The following is a 17,671-nucleotide window of genomic DNA, read 5'->3' as shown; positions in this document are numbered from 1 at the left end:
TATGCATAGAAATAACAACCCTTATAACAGATTGAAATTATGATTTTGTTAGATGCATTATATATCAATAATTTAGGAGGGAAAGTTTTGTTAGATTATTTGGTTGAAGAATTTGAAAGAAATCAGTTAAATGTATTTTATCTTTTTGATAAAAGATGTATTGGCGATTTTAAAACGATTCCGAGTGACAGATCATTTTATTTAGAGGCAAGCACTATAAATAGATTTAGATTTTATCTTAAGCATAAATCCAAATTTACAAAGGTTTTATGCTTTGGAAATTTACCTCCTCCTATAAATATACATAACATACCTATATATACGTATTTACATCAGCGATTATATATTTCACAACCACAAACATTATCTTTAAAGGATAAAAGTTTACTTAAATTAAAATCATTAATTTTTAAGGTGTTACTTAAAAACACGACTTACCTACTCCTACAGTCAGATATTATTAAAGATAGTTTCAAAGAAAAGTTTAGGACTTTTGACATTGATAAAGTAATTGTTCTTCCTTTTTACAAACCATTCAATTATAAAATACAATCAAAAAATAGAGGAACGTTCTTATATGTTAGCTCAGGAGCATCTCATAAGAATCATCTAAATTTACTTGAGGCATTTAAATTATTTTATAACAACAATAATAAAGGTCAACTCATTTTAACCGTTGGAGATGAATTTCCAAATCTTGTTAAGGAAATAAGTAAGATGAGAGAGGAGGGGTATCCAATTTTAAATTTGGGCTATTTAAAACCAAGTGATTTAAAAACATTTTATGAAACATCAGAATTTTTGATTTTCCCGTCACTCTCTGAAAGTTTTGGTCTCGGTTTAATTGAGGGAATTGGAGCTGGGTGTAAAATTATCGGGGCTGATTTACCTTATATGCATGGAGTGTGTATTCCTTCATTAATTTTTAATCCATATTCAGTAGAGAGCATCGCACAGCAAATGGAAAAAGGATTAAAAAATAATACCACCACTTCTATATTAAAAATAGACAATCAAATGAATGCTCTAATTGAATTAATAAGCAATGAAAATACAAAATAAAATTCTCTTAATTACGGGAGGCACAGGCTCTTTTGGAAATGCTGTTTTAAACCGCTTTTTACATACTGATCAGTTTAAGGAAATTCGCATATTTAGTCGCGATGAAAAGAAACAGGACGCCATGCGTACTACATTAAAAAATGACAAGCTTAAATTTTATATCGGTGATGTTCGTAACTACGATAGTATAGAGCGTGCAATGCGCGGGGTAGATTATGTATTTCATGCTGCTGCGTTGAAGCAAGTACCATCCTGTGAATTTTTCCCAATTGAAGCTACCCGCACCAATGTATTTGGCACACAAAACGTCATTGATGCTGCGGATACGAACAATGTTCAAAAAGTTATTTGTCTGAGTACAGATAAAGCTGCTTATCCAATTAATGCTATGGGGATTTCAAAGGCACTAATGGAAAAGGTAGCCGTAGCTGCTTCACGTAATTTGAATAAAACTACAGTTTGTCTAACCCGATATGGAAACGTAATGGCTTCTAGAGGTTCAGTTATTCCTTTGTTTTTACAACAAATAAAGAATGGGAATCCAATTACAATAACAGATCCTAATATGACACGTTTCCTAATGTCTTTAGAAGAAGCGGTAGAATTGGTGCTTTTTGCTTTTGAAAATGGTAATGCGGGAGATTTGTTTGTGAACAAAGCCCCAGCTGGAACTATTGGAGATTTGGCGCAAGCATTAAAAGAGCTTTGCAATGCGGATAATGAAATAAAGATTATTGGTACACGACACGGTGAAAAATTATATGAAACACTTTGTACTCGCGAGGAGATGATTAAAGCTGAGGATATGGGTGGCTTTTATAGAATTCCTGCGGATAATAGAGATCTTAATTATGCAAGATACTTTTCGGAAGGAGAGTCGGCAATTTCAGAGATTGAAGATTACAACTCCCATAATACAGAACAACAGGATGTGGAAGGGATGAAGACGCTTTTGAAAGGACTACCGATTGTTCAGCAAATGATGAAATCTTAAAAAACGGTTCTCGCAGATTGACTCGCAGATTTGCCAGGCTAGGAAATAATAATCTGCGAAAATCTGCGGTTTTTAAATCTGCGATAATCAGCGAGAAATAGAAAATCACAATGGAAGTACCAAACATCATAAAAGGCGGACAACATACTGATGATAGAGGCCGGCTTTGTTTTAATAACGCTTTCGATTTATCAGATATAAAACGCATCTATACTATTGAAAACTTCAGCTCCGAAACAATAAGAGGCTGGCAAGGGCACAAAATTGAATGTCGTTGGTTCTCAGCTGTCAGTGGCTCATTTAAAATAAGTTTAATAGAAATAGATGATTGGGAGAATCCTTCCAAGGATTGCAAGCCTCTATCGTTTGAGTTATTTTCCAAAAATCTTGATGTACTCTGCGTGCCTAAAGGATATGTCAGCAAGATCCAATCGATAGAATTAGGTTCTAAATTATTAGTAATGGCAGATTATTTAATAGGGGAGATTAAAGATGAATATAGATTTGAGATTGGTTATTTTAATGAATAGTATCTCGTAAATTGGTTCTTGTAGATTTGTTCAATTAATAAATACACTCTGCGAAAATCTGCGGTTTTTAAATCTGCGGCCATCAGCGAAAAATAAACCATCTGCGGGAAACAATAAAAGAATATAATATGTTAAGAATAGGAATAACTGGTCAACACGGATTTGTTGGTACACATTTGTACAACTCCTTAGGCCTTCATCCCAAGGAATTTGAAAGAATCGAATTTCAAAAAGATCATTTCAAAAATGAAAACGATTTAGATGCTTTCGTTTCAAAATGTGATGTGATAGTGCACTTAGCTGCCATGAATCGCCACAATGATCCCGATGTTATATATAAAACTAATGTTGAGCTAGTTGAAAAACTAATAGCTTCTTTAAAGCGTACGGAAAGCAAAGCTCAATTAATTATGTCTTCTTCCTCTCAAGAAGAGCGTGATAATCCCTACGGTAAATCCAAAAAAGAAGGAAGAGAGCTATTTGTTCAATGGGCAAAAGAAGCGCAAGCCACTTTTACAGGGATGATAATTCCAAATGTTTTTGGCCCGTTTGGTCACCCATATTATAACTCAGTAGTAGCTACATTCTCACATCAAATAGCAAACGGAGAAACTCCAGAAATTCAAGTTGATGGCGATTTAAAGCTAATCTATGTGGGCGAACTGGTGGCAGAAATATTAAAAGTAATCCAAGAGAAAAAAAATATAGCCTCTTTAAACGTAGCACATACTTCAGAAGCCAAAGTATCTAAATTACTCAATCTACTTCAAAATTATAAATCCCAATATCAAGATAAAGGAGAAATCCCCACAATAAACAACACTTTTGAATTAAATTTATTCAACACCTATCGTTGTTATATGGATGTTGCAAATTACTTTCCTGTAAAATTTAAACAACATACAGATCCCAGAGGCTCTTTTGTGGAGGTAATTCGCCTAGGAGTAGGAGGACAGGTGTCCTTTTCTACAACCGTTCCAAGAATAACCAGAGGAAACCATTACCACACCCGCAAAATCGAACGCTTTGCGGTAATTAAAGGAAAGGCATTAATTCAATTAAGAAAGATAGGAACTGATGAAGTTTTAGATTTCTATTTAGATGGAGAAGAACCTGCTTATGTAGATATGCCAATATGGTACACCCATAATATCAAGAACATTGGCGACGAGATATTGTACACTAATTTCTGGATAAATGAGTTTTATGATGAGAATGATGCGGATACTTATTTTGAAGAAGTGTAACTTTGCGTTTAAGAGTTACTCGCAGATTTACACGGATATAAAATAAAATCAGCGGTAATCTGCGGTTTTTAGATCTGCGACGATCTGCGAGAAAGAGAGAATAAAGTGTTATGACGGAGAATGACCTTTCATATATAATCAGAGGCGCAATATTTAAAGTCTATAATGCACTCGGTCAGGTTTATTAGAATCTGCATATGAATCGGCGTTGGCTTATGAACTTAGGAAAGAAGATTTATCGATACATTCTCAGTTAGGATTGCCGTTTGAATACCAAACCATCAAATTAGATATAGGTTTTCGTATAGATATTTTGGTAGAAGATAAAGTAATAATAGAAGTAAAGTCTGTTGAGAATTTAATGGATGTACATTATAAACAGCTATTAACATATTTAAAGCTATCCAATAGAAAATTAAGAATATGGGTGAATTTCAATACATCTAAGATTGATGAAAGTATAAAACGAGTTGTAAATAATTTATAAAGCTCCTCAAACAGTATCGAACAAAATCAGCGAAAATCTGCACCTTAAATTAGCGTAGATCAGCGAGAAATAAATTTTATAATGAAAAAATTGAAAGTAATGACGGTGGTTGGCACCCGTCCTGAGATTATTAGACTGTCAAGAGTTATTATCGCTTTGGATTCTTCCGAAGCCATTGAGCATATCTTAGTCCATACAGGTCAAAACTACGACTATGAATTAAACGAAGTCTTTTTCGAAGACCTCGGCATCCGCAAACCAGACCACTTCCTAAATGCCGCTGGTACAAACGCTACAACAACTGCTGGTCAAATTTTAATAAACATAGACCCCGTTTTGGAAGAAGTTAACCCGGATGCCTTTTTGGTTCTAGGTGATACCAACTCCTGCCTATGTGCCATTGCCGCCAAAAAACGCAAAATTCCTATCTTTCATATGGAAGCAGGCAATAGATGTTTCGACCAACGCGTACCAGAAGAAACAAATAGAAAAATTGTTGATCACGTTAGCGATATAAACTTAACCTATAGCGACATAGCCAGGGAATATTTATTACGCGAAGGCTTGCCTGCAGATAGAATTATAAAAACAGGTTCCCCTATGTTTGAGGTTTTAAATCATTATCTGCCTCAAATAGAAGCATCCGAAGTTTTGTCTAAATTAAATTTGGAAAAACATAAATATTTTGTTGTATCTGCACATAGAGAAGAAAATATAAGCTCAGAAAAAAACTTCCAAGGTTTGATAGATAGTCTAAACACTATTGCTGAACAATACAATTATCCTGTTATTGTTTCCACCCACCCTCGTACTCGCAATATGATAGAAAAGAAAAAGGTAGAAACACATAAGAATATTCAGTTTCTTAAACCTTTAGGATTTCATGATTATAATGCCTTACAGAAGAATTCTTTTGCTGTTTTGTCAGATTCTGGCACAATCAGCGAGGAATCTTCTATTTTAAATTTTAGAGCGTTAAACATTCGTGATGCTCATGAACGGCCAGAAGCCATGGAAGAAGCATCTGTGATGATGGTAGGCTTAAATACGGAACGAATCGCTCAAAGTTTAATTCAATTGCAGAGTCAAGAGTTGGGTGAAACCCGGAATTTTAGAAGAGTTGCAGATTACAGCATGCCGAATGTTTCTGATAAGGTAGTACGGATTATTATTTCCTATATTGATTACATTAACAGAACAGTTTGGAAGGAAAATAATTAAGAAATAATTTATGGACGTTCTATTTCTTACTATGGTAAATATTACCACTCTAAAAACCAGAGGTATTTATCAAGATCTTTTAAATCACTTTATTGAGCAAGGTCATAATGTCTATATTGTGACTCCTGTGGAAAGACGTCATAAAACCAAAACTACTTTTTCAAAAGAAGGTAAAGCCAATATATTAAATGTCCAAACTTTAAATCTTTCGAAAACAAATTTAATTGAAAAAGGATTAGGACAGATTCTTGTAGAAAAACAGTTTTTGTCTGCTATTAAAAACAATATAAAAGATGTGACTTTTGATTTAGTTCTTTATTCCACTCCTCCAATAACATTTTCAAAAGTTATCTACTTTATAAAAAAGCGAGATAAGTCTTATACCTATTTATTGTTAAAAGATATTTTTCCTCAGAATGCCGTTGATATGGGTATGATGAAAAAAGGAGGGATTTTACACAAGTATTTCGAAAAGAAAGAAACAGCCTTATATAAGATTTCGGATACTATCGGCTGTATGTCTATAGCTAATAAGAAATTTATTCTTGGTCATAATCCAAGTATTTCAGAAAAGAAAGTAGAAGTAAACCCGAATACAATTAAGCCGCTATTTATAAATTATGAAGCAAAGGAAAAAGAAGAGGTTAAGCGTAAATACAATATTCCTTTAGATAAGAAAATATTTGTTTATGGTGGGAATTTGGGCATTCCCCAAGGCATAGATTTTCTAATAGAAACAATTGCAAATTTAAAAGAACCATTGGCTCACATATTAGTCGTGGGTAGTGGCACAAGATATAAAAAATTGGAAATTTGGTTCAATTTTAATAAACCCTCGAATGCAACTCTTCTTTCAGGTTTGCCAAAAAACGAATATGATGCTTTATTGGCTGCATGTGATATCGGAATGATATTTCTGCATAAGGATTTCACAATTCCTAATTTCCCTTCGCGACTTCTCGCCTATTTAGAAATGAAGAAGCCTGTTTTAGCAGCCACAGATGTAAACACGGATATTGGTGATGTAATTGAAGAAGCACAATGTGGATATTGGGTTAAAGCGGGAGATAGCCAGAGTATGCAGGACAAAATATCAAAGCTTTGCGTGGATAATCTAAATGGCTTAGGAGAAAATTCGTGGACGTTACTACAAAATGATTATTTAGTAGAAAGAAGCTACAATCTTATAGCAGAAAAACTCAATGTATAAATCCCTAATAAAACCTCTACTCGATTCACTTTACGCCTTTTTTGGTCTTTTGATTATAAGTCCCATATTTTTCTTAGTTTGGTTAGGTCTATTGATCGCTAACAACGGAAAGCCATTCTTCTATCAAAGCAGACCCGGGAAAGATGGACGTATTTTCACAATTATCAAGTTTAAAACAATGAACGACAAACGGGATGCTACTGGTAAATTATTACCAGATGATAAACGACTTACAGCAGTTGGTAGTTTTGTGCGGAAAACCTCTTTAGATGAGCTGCCGCAATTATTAAATGTATTAAAGGGCGATATGAGTTTTGTAGGCCCAAGACCCTTATTGCCAGAATATTTACCTTTATATAACGAAACCCAACGCAAACGCCACGATGTAAAACCGGGCATAACCGGCTGGGCACAAGTAAACGGCCGTAACGCTATTTCGTGGGAGCAGAAATTTGAGTATGATATTTGGTATGTAAAAAACCAAAGCTTCGCATTAGATTTTAAAATACTATTTAAAACCGTAAAAAAAGTATTTAAAAGCGAAGGAATCACACAGCAAGGCCAAGTAACCTCTCAACGTTTTAAGGGTAGTCAGTGATTACTAGGATAAATTTTTAACTTTACATAAATTTATAACAATTAAAGAAGGCGAATTCCTTAATCCCCCTTCATCCTCTGTAGCTTTAGCGTAAGAGGAAATACCTAATACCTAATACCTAATACCTAATAATGATACTATTCGGAGCCAGCGGTCATTGTAAATCAGTAATAGACGTTGCTGAATCAATGGGAGAGAAAATCACTCTCATCTACGACGATAACCCAAAAACGCAAGCAGTCTGCCATATTCCTGTAGAAAAATACGTGGATGGTTTTTCTGGCCTTCGAGAGACTTGGATTATCTCTATTGGAAATAATGGAATTCGTAAGGAAGTAGCTAATAAATTACCAAAAGCCTTTGGACTGCTACTTCATAAAAGCGCGAGTATATCATCTTGGTCATCTCTTGGTGATGGCACTGTAGTTATGGCAAAAGCCGTAATAAATGCTTGTGCAACAATTGGAGAACATTGCATAATAAATTCTGGAGCAGTAATAGAGCACGACTGTATTTTAGGAGATTTTGTTCACATCTCCCCAAATGCTAGCTTAGCTGGTGGTATATCAGTAGGCGAAGGCACTCATATTGGAATTGGCGCCTGTGTAATTCCAGAAATAAAAATAGGTAAATGGGCCACAATTGGTGCAGGTGCGGTAATAATAAATAACGTTCCTGATGGGGCAGTAGTAGTCGGTAATCCAGGAAGGATAATTAAGTACAACAAGAACTAGCTGTATCTAGTTTAAATGTCCTATTTTCACCTAGACTTCAAAAGCATTCACTATGTTTAAAAAACTACTATTCTTTCTCCTATTTCTATCATTCTCCCTTTCCGTAAGCTTTTCCGCCACCCCGCTACCAGCGCCAGTATCTCATATTCATCCTGTCCAAGAAGTAGTATATATTACCAAGACAGGAACTAAATTTCACAAAGAAACTTGCCATTATCTCAAAAAAAGCAAGATAAAGACTAGCAAGTCAGACGCTAAAGAGGCTGGTTATTCGGCTTGTAGTGTTTGTAAACCTTGATAGATCTGAGAACAGAACTTATAAAGTCAGAATCAAAGGGGTTCGAGTGACCGCCATTTTATCATCGGCATTCTCAACGGTTTTTTTCTGAGTTGTTGTTCTAAATACTTCTTTTCTTTTGAAATTCCTTAATATCACTATCTCTAAGTGAATCAAAAATTAGGGCAAAGTCAGTTAGTTTAAAACCCATTCCTTGAATAATAAGAATTAATGTTGCAGTACTTGGAACTGATTTTGCGTTAAATGTGTCAGAGACCGTCGCCTTTCTGAGTTCAGCATTTAAAGCTATCTTATTATAACTATCAGCTATTTCTTCACTATTGTCAGTGGCTAGTGGAAGATTTTTACTTGCTGCCAAAAGTCTAGTTAAGCTAATTGCAATTTTGATATTTATAATTGGCATTAATTCATCTTTCATTCTTGCAATTAACTATTTTACGAATAAATTATCGGTACGCTTGGTCGTACCGAAAATTATATTTATATTTGGCTTTGTATCTGTGTATTGAGATACATTTAATATTTTTGCGATAGCATTTCTAAACTTATTAGAAGCATTCGCTTTGATTCCCGCATAAGAAAACTGGTACTTTTAATCGTACGGGATGATAAGTAGACTGCTCACGACCCGGGCGTGGGCTCTCTTATCTGTACGAAGGTATACCAGTACCTCTTATGCAATAAGTTGAGTTCCGCGCCTTTTTGTATTTGGCTAGATTGTTTTTTCTTCACTCAATTTTATTTCAAGGCAACTGTTTCTTCCAGCTAGAAGCTTCGCAACTAATTTGTAACCAAAAAGCTTTTGCTTATGAATAATAAGGATGGTGAATTGAAGCTATAAACCAGTCCCCCCTTCGAAGGGGGCTAGGGGGATGTAGCTTCTCACGTCTCATTACAAAAAAAGACCCGCTCCTAGTTTTGAACGACCATCGGAGCAGGCCTACAGTTAAAATATTGTATAACACTTTAACGATGCAAAATTATGAAAAATAATTACAGGCATAGCCTTGCGCTTGCAGTATCTTTTGCCCTGTTTATAACCTACAACTCCTCACTTTTTTCACAGACCCTTCCACAAAAAACTATAAGTGGAACAATTACCGATGCCGATGGCCCTCTTATCGGAGTCAATGTGCTAATAAAAAATTCCTCCCGTGGCAGCATTAGCGATCTAGAGGGTAGGTATGAGGTAACAGCATTTTCCAGTGATACCCTTGTGTTTACTTATTTAGGCTTCAAAACACAGGAAATTCCTGTGGGTAATGTATCTATTCACAATATTATGATGCAACCTGATGCTACAGCTTTAGATCAAGTGGTTATCAACGCAGGCTATTACAAAGTTTCCGATAAAGAAAAAACAGGAAGTATTATACGGCTTTCTGCTAGGGAAATAGAAAACCAACCCATTTCAAATCCATTAGCTGCTATGCAGGGTAGGGTAGCGGGTGTTGCAATTACCCAAACCACAGGTTTGGCCAGCGGCGGTTATGAAGTGCGTATTAGAGGCCAAAATAGTATTGCAGCGGGTAATGATCCCCTTTATATAATAGACGGCATTCCCTATGATTCCCAAACAATGGGATTCTCTAATGTGGGTGCTACTACTATCCCTGGAGGTAGAATAAGTCCGCTTAGCCTTTTAAACCCACAAGACATTGAAAGCATAGAAATTTTAAAAGATGCCGATGCCACCGCCATCTATGGTTCCCGTGGCGCGAATGGGGTAGTGCTAATTACTACAAAAAAGGGAAAGGATGGTAAAACGAAATTCAGTTTTAATACATATAGCGGCTTGGGGAGCGTCACCAAAACAATTGACTATATGAAAACCGATCAATACCTGGCTATGCGTAGGGAAGCGTTTGCCAATGATGGGTTTACAGAGTATCCGGTAGATGCGTACGATGTAAATGGAACATGGGATGCAAATAGATATACCGATTGGCAAAAAGAGTTAATAGGGGGCACTGCCTACCTTACAAATGCTCAAGCAACGGTTTCTGGTGGTAATGGCAATACACGTTTTCTTTTAAGTGGCGGATACCATAAAGAAACTACGGTTTATCCACAGGACTTTTACTATAAAAGACTTTCCTTTCATAGCAATCTGGATCATACAAGTACAGACGATAAGTTTAACCTCTACTTTTCAGTAAACTACGCAGTCGAGAATAATGATCTCCCAGGAATAGACTTATCCACGCTTCCCAGATTCCTGCCACCCAATGCCCCCCAACTGTACAATTCTGATGGGGAGCTTAATTTTGAGAATGGCACTTTCGCAAATCCATTGGCTCAATTGGAAGGCAAATATCTTACTGATAGAAACAACCTCATTGCAAATGCTCGGCTTTCCTATAAAATATTCCCAAGCATTACCATCCTCACTAACCTAGGTTATACCACCACAAAATTAGATGAGTCCCGCACCAACCCACACACCAAATACGATCCAGCGCTAGGCCTAACCAGTAGTTATTCCTCCATCTATACTAATAGCGCCACTAAAGATTCTTGGTTGCTTGAACCCCAAATAAATTGGAATAAAAGTATCGGTAAGTCTAAACTTGATGTATTAATGGGTGCTAGTTATCAAAAGCAAACGGATGATATCTTATCACACTTTGCAAGGGGTTTTGCTAGCAATAGTCTAATCTATAATTTGGCAGCAGCCAATACCCTAAACGTACAACGCGATGCCCTAACGGAATATAAATACCAAGCTTTCTTTGGCCGTATTAATTATACCCTTTCAAATAAATATATCCTCAATCTCACAGGCAGACGCGATGGTTCTAGCCGCTTTGGCTCTGATAGAAGATATGCTAATTTTGGAGCGGTGGGCGCAGCCTGGCTGTTTGGAAAAGAAGAATTGTTTAAAAACGCGCTACCTTTTTTAAGTTTCGGAAAATTACGAGGCAGCTACGGTATTACTGGTAATGATCAAATTGGTAATTATCAATACTTGGAAACCTACAGCACCACAGGTACTATATATGATGGCATAAGCGGCTTACAACCTACAAGGATTTTCAATCCCGATTTTGGATGGGAAACGAACAAAAAATTTAGTGGCGCCCTAGAACTTGGTTTTGCAAAAGATAGAATAAATCTAGTTCTGGAATATTACAACAACCGTTCTTCCAACCAATTGGTAGGCATTCCGCTACCCGGAACTACGGGTTTCTCATCCATACAATCAAATTTAGGGGCAGTAGTAGAAAATTCAGGTTTTGAAATGAGCCTGAATACCATCAACCTGAAAACCGCGAAATGGCATTGGACAACCGATATAAATCTTTCAATTCCAAAAAATAAGCTTGTAGCATTTCCCAATTTGGAAAGCTCCACTCATGCCAATCAATATGTTATTGGGGAGCCGCTTGGTATTAAAAAACTATACCATCTAATTGGGGTTGATCCCGAAACTGGTATTTACCAATTTGAAGACTACAATGCCGACGGCGAAATAAGTGCCCCCGAGGATAGGCAGTACATAGTAGATACTTCCCCAAAGTTTTATGGGGGAATAAATAACCGCATTTCTTTTAATAATCTAGAACTCAATTTCCTCTTCCAATTTACCAAGCGTAACGGTTATAACTATGTTTTGGGAAGTGCCACTCCTGGACAGATGGCCAGCCAACCTGAATTTCTTACAACACAGTGGCAAAACAGTGGTGATGAATCACAAAACCAGCTATTTACAGCAGGCTATAACACAGATGCTTTAATTGCGTATTCTAAGTATATGTTTAGCGACGCCTCCATATCCGACGCCTCTTTTGTACGGCTACGCAACGCTTCCATAACGTATACCTTACCAAAACGCAATTCAGAAAATCTAGCCTGCAAAATCTATTTACAAGGGGAAAACCTGCTACTATTTAGCAAATTTAAAAGCGGCGATCCCGAGCAGCTTACAGGCTTCTTACCGCCTTTGCGAAAAATAACACTCGGACTGCAACTAACAATCTAAAATTCGGAACTATGAATTTCAACATAAAACTTCAAACAGAATATCCCAATAGGATCTTCAAAAAAATTGTGATAGCAAGCGCATTACTTTATATCTGCTTATCACTTTATGCCTGCGAAAGTTTCATCGAAGTGGACCTTCCACAATCAGAATTAACAGCCAATGCAGTCTTTGAAGACGTAGCCACCGTCAATGCAGCTTTTGCGAGTATCTATGCCAAGCTACGCGACGATGTGCTAACTACAGGGCAGACGAATGGTCTTAGCGTTTTAATGGGTGTATATGCCGATGAATTGGATTACTATGGCGTTCCCGGCGAAAATACCGATGCATTTTATCGCCATAGCGTGTTGGCAACCAATACTGAAGTAGCTACCATTTGGAACGATACCTATAATTTAATTTATGTCACCAATAGCATATTGGAAGGAGTGCAATCCGCTATAAATCTTTCTGAAACAGATAAAGAAAAATTTCAAGGTGAAGCCCTCTTTATAAGAGCATATCTTCATTTCCATTTACTACAACTCTTTGGCGATATTCCCTATATCACTACCACCGATTATAAAATAAATAAGGACGTTAGTCGCCTTCCAGAAAGTGAAGTGTATCCACTTTTAGTTCAGGATTTATTAGAAGCAAAATTTTTCCTCACTTTACAAGGCTTGAGCAATGAACGCACAAAGCCCTCGGCACTTGCCGCCACTGCGTTCTTGGCTCGTGTATTTCTCTACCAAAAAGACTACGCCTCAGCTGCTGCACAGGCAACTGAACTAATTAATAGCGGTACATTAAACTTAGGCGAATCAACCGAATTAGTCTTTACCAAAAACAGCCTTTCCACAATCTGGCAACTTAAACCAGAATCGGGAAACAATACTTGGGAAGCCGCTACCTTTATTTTTGTAGGTGCTCCATCTTTTGTGGCGCTAAGTCAAGATTTTATTTCTTCATTTGAAGCAAACGATAGTAGAAAAACTAATTGGGTAGGGGAGGTCTCGGTAGGAGGGAATACCTACTACCACCCGTATAAATACAAAGTACGGCAGGGTAGTGGCAATGAATATTCCATCATACTAAGGTTGGCCGAACAGTATTTAATTCGTGCCGAAGCTCGGGTTTATTTAGGCGATTTAAATGGCGCAATAGCCGATTTAAATAGTATCCGAACCCGCGCAAACCTAACCCCAACAACAGCAACCACACAATCTGAATTGCTTTTAGCAATAGAAAAAGAACGTCGCCACGAGTTATTTACAGAACAGGGGGAACGTTGGTTCGATTTAAAAAGAACAGCAAGAGCAAGTGTATTTCTCGGCCCCATAAAACCCAACTGGCGAAATACAGACACATTACTCCCAATCCCAGAAATGGAATTAAATCTTAATCCAAATCTCCAACCCCAAAACCCAGGATATTAATATGGCTATTCAAATAAATAACGCCCATAGACCAAAATTTAGCCAAGTATTTTTTTTCATTTTCTTGTTTTTGATAGCAGTCTGCCCAATTTTTGGGCAGGCTGTAAACAAGAAAGTTATAACGGAGAAAGATTACGATAAATGGAATATACTTTATAATCCAGTTATTTCCAACGATGGTAATTGGACGGCGTGGCGACTTCAATTTCCAGGAACTGTTGATTCCCTAATGGTACTAAATACCCAATCTCAAAAAACAATGAAATATAAACACGCCGTAGAATACGAATTCAGTAAGAATTCAAAGTGGATCTTTAATTTTGAGCCCAATAGAACCCTTCATTTAATAAATCTTATTACCGAAGAAACTAAGAGTTTTCCAGAATTAGAACTCTTCTATTATTCCGCTAACGGCCATTATGCTGGCATATTGGAGAAAAACGGTGATTTCTCATTGATCGATCTGGAAACAGCAAAAACTACTAAACTAAAAAATATAGACTGGTTTGCATTCTCACCAAATGGTGAGTGGGCAGCTATTGCAACAAATACAGAAAAGAGTAATTCAATTGAAATTTTAAATACCGAGTCCCATAAAAGAATAGTGCTTTTAAGTAGCGAAAAAAGTAGCTTTTCAAATATGATTTGGAACAATCAAAGTACGGGTCTGGCATTTATGGAGGAATTTAAGGACACCGACGAAAAAACATATAGCGCTACACTTTACGAATTTCGAAATGGCAATACGCCAAGCTTAACCTCTCTCAATCCAACCTGGCTTAAAGATTTCCCAACCAACACCTATATTTCTGCAAGGGATGAATTATTCTATGCTGCAGATGGCGAACGCATTTTCTTTAATATTCGCCCCAAAACCTATTTACAACGTGATCTAGATTCTCTTAAAAACAACGTCCAAGTTTGGAAAGGAGATGATAAATGGATAGTCCCGAGACAATTAAAAAATGCCGATCCAGTATTTGGCCCCTGGCTCACCCAATGGAACCCATTAAAAAAGGAGGTGCTCCAAATTGCAGATGGAGACCTACCTACTGCCTTTCTCTTGCCCGAAGAAAACTATGCACTAATGTTCAACGAGAAACAATATGAACCCACTTTCAAATCTCGTGGCGATGCCGATTTCTATATTATGGATCTAACAACCAAAGAGAAAACGCTAATGCTAAAGGAGCATGTAACTTCATATAATAATAAATTCGGTTCCCCCAATGGTGAATCTATTGCCTATTACAAAGATGAAAAATGGTGGGTTTACAATATCCTTACCGATGCCCATACCGATGTATCGGTTAATATTCCTTTTAAAATGGAAGTATTGGATCGCGCTTCAAACTTAAATTTCTGGTTATATGGATTTGCCGGTTGGAGTACAGATAGTAAATGGGTCTATGTCTATGACGAATTTGACATTTGGAAGGTCGCTACAGATGGAAGGGAGGCTCATAGAATTACAAATGGTAGGGAAGAAGAAACAGCTTTCAGAGTTTACGATACACAATTTGAACAATTTCCTTTTCAACGTTTCGGCAAATTTTCATTAGACGTATTAGATACTGAGAACGATATTATTTTAGAAGCAACAGGGCCTAAAGGATCTGGCTACTATATCTGGAATTCAAAAGGAATAAACCCACTCTTCACAAAAAAGACTAAAATAGCTAATCTTAAAAAAGCAAAAGATAAAGCTAGCTATATTATCGAGGAAGAATCCTTTGATATTCCCAAAAGAATATATTTATTAGAAGATGGCAAGGAGTCTTTGCTATATCAAAGCAATTCGCATTATAAAGATTTTGTCAGCCCTAGGCAGGAATTAATCAATTACAAAAGTTTTGATGGGCGAGATTTGCAAGGTATATTGATGTATCCCGATAATTATAAAGAAGGAAAACAATATCCAATGATAGTACACGTATATGAGCGCTTATCAAAAAAATTTCATTTATATAACACCCCCTCTAATTATAATAGCGACGGATTCAACCCTAGATTATATACCGCCCAAGGATATTTTGTACTGTATCCAGATATTGTTTACAAACTTGGCGACCCTGGAGTTTCCGCCTTGCAATGTGTAACCGCTGCAATGGAAACCGTTCTAAAATCTGGAAGGGTCGATAAAACCCGATTGGGGTTGCAGGGCCAATCATATGGTGGTTATGAAGCGGCATTTATCGCCACCCAAACAGATATGTTTGCCGCAGTTGTTTCAAGTGCCGGAGTCACAAATTTTCTAAGCTTCTACCTATCTATCGGTGGGTACACTGGCCACCCTAATAGCTGGTGGTTTGAGGAACATCAATGGCGGATGGGAGTTTCCTATTTCGATAATCCGGAAGCCTATAACAGAAACTCGCCCATGCATCATGTACAAAATGTTAGCACCCCAATCTTGCTTTGGTCCGGTGCCGAAGACGTGCATATCGATGTCCGCCAAAATATCGAATTTTACCTCGCCCTCCGTAGATTAGGTAAAGACGTAACTTTCCTCTACTATCCCAATGAAAGCCACGCTCTATTAAAACCCAAAAATCAAAAAGATGTTACCAAGCGAATTTCTGATTGGTTCGCAAAATACCTAAAACCAATATAAAATAACCCTAAACATCTACATAGTCACCACCCAAAGGTCCCCGAGTGCCCGACGCAGGAGGGTGTATCGAGGGGCCCGAGTGCCCAATCCGATAACCTCGATATAAATTTTAGCTCCGCTGCGCGAGCTAAAATTCACTCGGTCACCTTTGTTTCTTACTTTAAATAAATCCCTATTACCAATTAAACAACAATGTCACACTGAGCGCAGTCGAAGTGCTTATGAAAACGCGCCCACAAATCCCAGAAATATGTCAGGGTGAGCAGCCCGTCCTGAGCGCAGTCGAAGGGCAGTCGAAGGGCAGTCGAAGTGCTTATGAAAACGCACCCACAAATCCCACCACCTAATACGAGTATTTCCGTATTCCCGAAGTAACTTTTCGATTTCAATTTCGATTTCGTTCCCACAATCCGCTAACCTCGATACAAATTTTAGCTCCGCTTCGCTTGCTGAAATTCACTCGGTCACCTTTGTTTCCTACTTTAAATGAATCCAAATTCCCAGAAATATGTCAGGGTGAGTAGCCTGTCCTGAGCGTAGCCGAAGGGGAGTCGAACCCCTTGTTTTAACATAATGTCTGATTAAGTAATTTTTCTGGGTGGTTAGCTTGTCACACTGAGCGCAGTCGAAGTGCTAATGAAAACGAATCAAACAATACACCAATTAACAAATTAACAATTCCCTAATCCCACCAATTTCCCACAAAAAAAAGAGACCGCCCTTCCAGACAGCCTCTTTCCCTACTCAACCCTTTACACTAATTAAAATACAAAGGTCTATCACATCCAGTGGATCCGTCCATGGCAAAAACAAGGTTTCCGCCGGAGGTACATTGAATGAGCCCATCGGTATGGCATTGTATAGCCTTTTTACAGGGCTGTGTGCTATGCACATAACCTTGCTCCAATGAACTATCAGCAACAGTCTCCTGGCTCGCAAAAGCCGCACTTACTGCAAAGGCTACCGCCAATATTGGCAGCGCCCAATTCATTTTTAAATTTTTCATGTTTGAAATAATTTAAATTTATAAAACGATCTACTTTTTTCTACAGGTGTTCAATCTTACTTCCTGATACTTGCGCTAGTATGCGTTTATATTATTAATCACTATGTTAACTTAAAATTTGAAGCATTATAACGAAATTTAAAATCCATAGGAGATTTGAATATTTCCATTTTCATCATTCGTCCTCTTTCTCTTAGCCCCTTTGTCCTTTTGTCTCTTCGTCCATTCGTCCCTTCGTCCTTTCGTCTCTTCGTCCTTTCGTCTCTT

The 17,671-nt window shown here is 37.3% G+C and carries 14 protein-coding genes; 12 read left to right on the top strand and 2 right to left on the bottom strand.

The genetic code is table 11. The features are described 5' to 3' along the window. Nucleotides 1-39: 39 nt before the first annotated feature. From AC3RVF_RS03165 to AC3RVF_RS03125, 9 genes are all read left to right on the top strand, one after another. Entirely contained in the window at nt 40-1,062 is a 1,023-nt protein-coding gene (locus AC3RVF_RS03165; protein WP_489692732.1) for a glycosyltransferase, read from the top strand. After that, nucleotides 1,046-2,056, top strand: coding sequence for a polysaccharide biosynthesis protein (locus tag AC3RVF_RS03160; RefSeq protein ID WP_489692731.1), 1,011 nt, complete (start codon nt 1,046-1,048; stop codon nt 2,054-2,056). The genes AC3RVF_RS03165 and AC3RVF_RS03160 overlap by 17 nt, the downstream gene beginning before the upstream one ends. Before the next feature lie 110 nt (nt 2,057-2,166). Beyond that, nucleotides 2,167-2,586 carry a WxcM-like domain-containing protein gene (locus AC3RVF_RS03155; protein WP_489692730.1) on the top strand — a complete coding sequence of 140 codons (420 nt, stop codon included), beginning with the start codon at nt 2,167-2,169 and terminating at the stop codon, nt 2,584-2,586. Nucleotides 2,587-2,714: 128 nt separating this feature from the next. Next, nucleotides 2,715-3,833 (top strand): polysaccharide biosynthesis C-terminal domain-containing protein, encoded by a 1,119-nt coding sequence (locus tag AC3RVF_RS03150; RefSeq protein ID WP_489692729.1) that lies wholly within the window; start codon nt 2,715-2,717, stop codon nt 3,831-3,833. A gap of 208 nt (nt 3,834-4,041) precedes the next feature. Beyond that, a complete protein-coding gene (locus AC3RVF_RS03145; RefSeq protein WP_489692728.1) occupies nt 4,042-4,320 on the top strand; it encodes a GxxExxY protein in 279 nt (92 codons plus the stop codon). Nucleotides 4,321-4,401: 81 nt separating this feature from the next. Beyond that, nucleotides 4,402-5,541, top strand: a complete 1,140-nt coding sequence (gene wecB, locus AC3RVF_RS03140) for a non-hydrolyzing UDP-N-acetylglucosamine 2-epimerase (protein WP_489692727.1) — start codon at nt 4,402-4,404, stop codon at nt 5,539-5,541. Between the two features lie 31 nt (nt 5,542-5,572). Then, the gene (locus AC3RVF_RS03135) at nt 5,573-6,751 is read left to right on the top strand and encodes a glycosyltransferase family 4 protein (protein ID WP_489692726.1); all 1,179 of its coding nucleotides are present in this window, start codon (nt 5,573-5,575) and stop codon (nt 6,749-6,751) included. Beyond that, nucleotides 6,744-7,349 (top strand): sugar transferase, encoded by a 606-nt coding sequence (locus AC3RVF_RS03130; RefSeq protein WP_489692725.1) that lies wholly within the window; start codon nt 6,744-6,746, stop codon nt 7,347-7,349. Before AC3RVF_RS03135 ends, AC3RVF_RS03130 begins: the two co-directional genes overlap by 8 nt. A 131-nt stretch (nt 7,350-7,480) precedes the next feature. Further along, entirely contained in the window at nt 7,481-8,083 is a 603-nt protein-coding gene (locus AC3RVF_RS03125; RefSeq protein ID WP_489692724.1) for an acetyltransferase, read from the top strand. Nucleotides 8,084-8,481: 398 nt separating this feature from the next. Here the strand turns inward: AC3RVF_RS03125 and AC3RVF_RS03120 are convergent, their stop codons facing one another. Then, nucleotides 8,482-8,799 (bottom strand): hypothetical protein, encoded by a 318-nt coding sequence (locus AC3RVF_RS03120; protein WP_489692723.1) that lies wholly within the window; start codon nt 8,797-8,799, stop codon nt 8,482-8,484. 564 nt (nt 8,800-9,363) lie between these two features. Between AC3RVF_RS03120 and AC3RVF_RS03115 the strand changes: the two genes are divergently transcribed. The 3 genes from AC3RVF_RS03115 to AC3RVF_RS03105 are packed head-to-tail and all read left to right on the top strand — an operon-like array spanning nt 9,364 to nt 16,398. Continuing rightward, nucleotides 9,364-12,363: a SusC/RagA family TonB-linked outer membrane protein gene (locus tag AC3RVF_RS03115; protein ID WP_489692722.1), complete on the top strand. Its 3,000-nt coding sequence runs from the start codon at nt 9,364-9,366 to the stop codon at nt 12,361-12,363. 11 nt (nt 12,364-12,374) lie between these two features. Then, entirely contained in the window at nt 12,375-13,784 is a 1,410-nt protein-coding gene (locus AC3RVF_RS03110) for a RagB/SusD family nutrient uptake outer membrane protein (RefSeq protein WP_489692721.1), read from the top strand. A 1-nt stretch (nt 13,785) separates the two neighbouring features. Beyond that, complete coding sequence (locus tag AC3RVF_RS03105; protein ID WP_489692720.1) at nt 13,786-16,398, top strand: S9 family peptidase; 2,613 nt, start codon at nt 13,786-13,788, stop codon at nt 16,396-16,398. A 757-nt stretch (nt 16,399-17,155) separates the two neighbouring features. On the opposite strand, the gene AC3RVF_RS03100 is transcribed toward AC3RVF_RS03105, so the two are convergent. Beyond that, the gene (locus AC3RVF_RS03100) at nt 17,156-17,404 is read right to left on the bottom strand and encodes a DUF6520 family protein (protein WP_489692719.1); all 249 of its coding nucleotides are present in this window, start codon (nt 17,402-17,404) and stop codon (nt 17,156-17,158) included. Nucleotides 17,405-17,671 lie beyond the last annotated feature (267 nt).

Source organism: Aequorivita sp. IT1183 (assembly GCF_058068265.1).
This window is presented reverse-complemented; position numbering and strand designations above follow the sequence as displayed.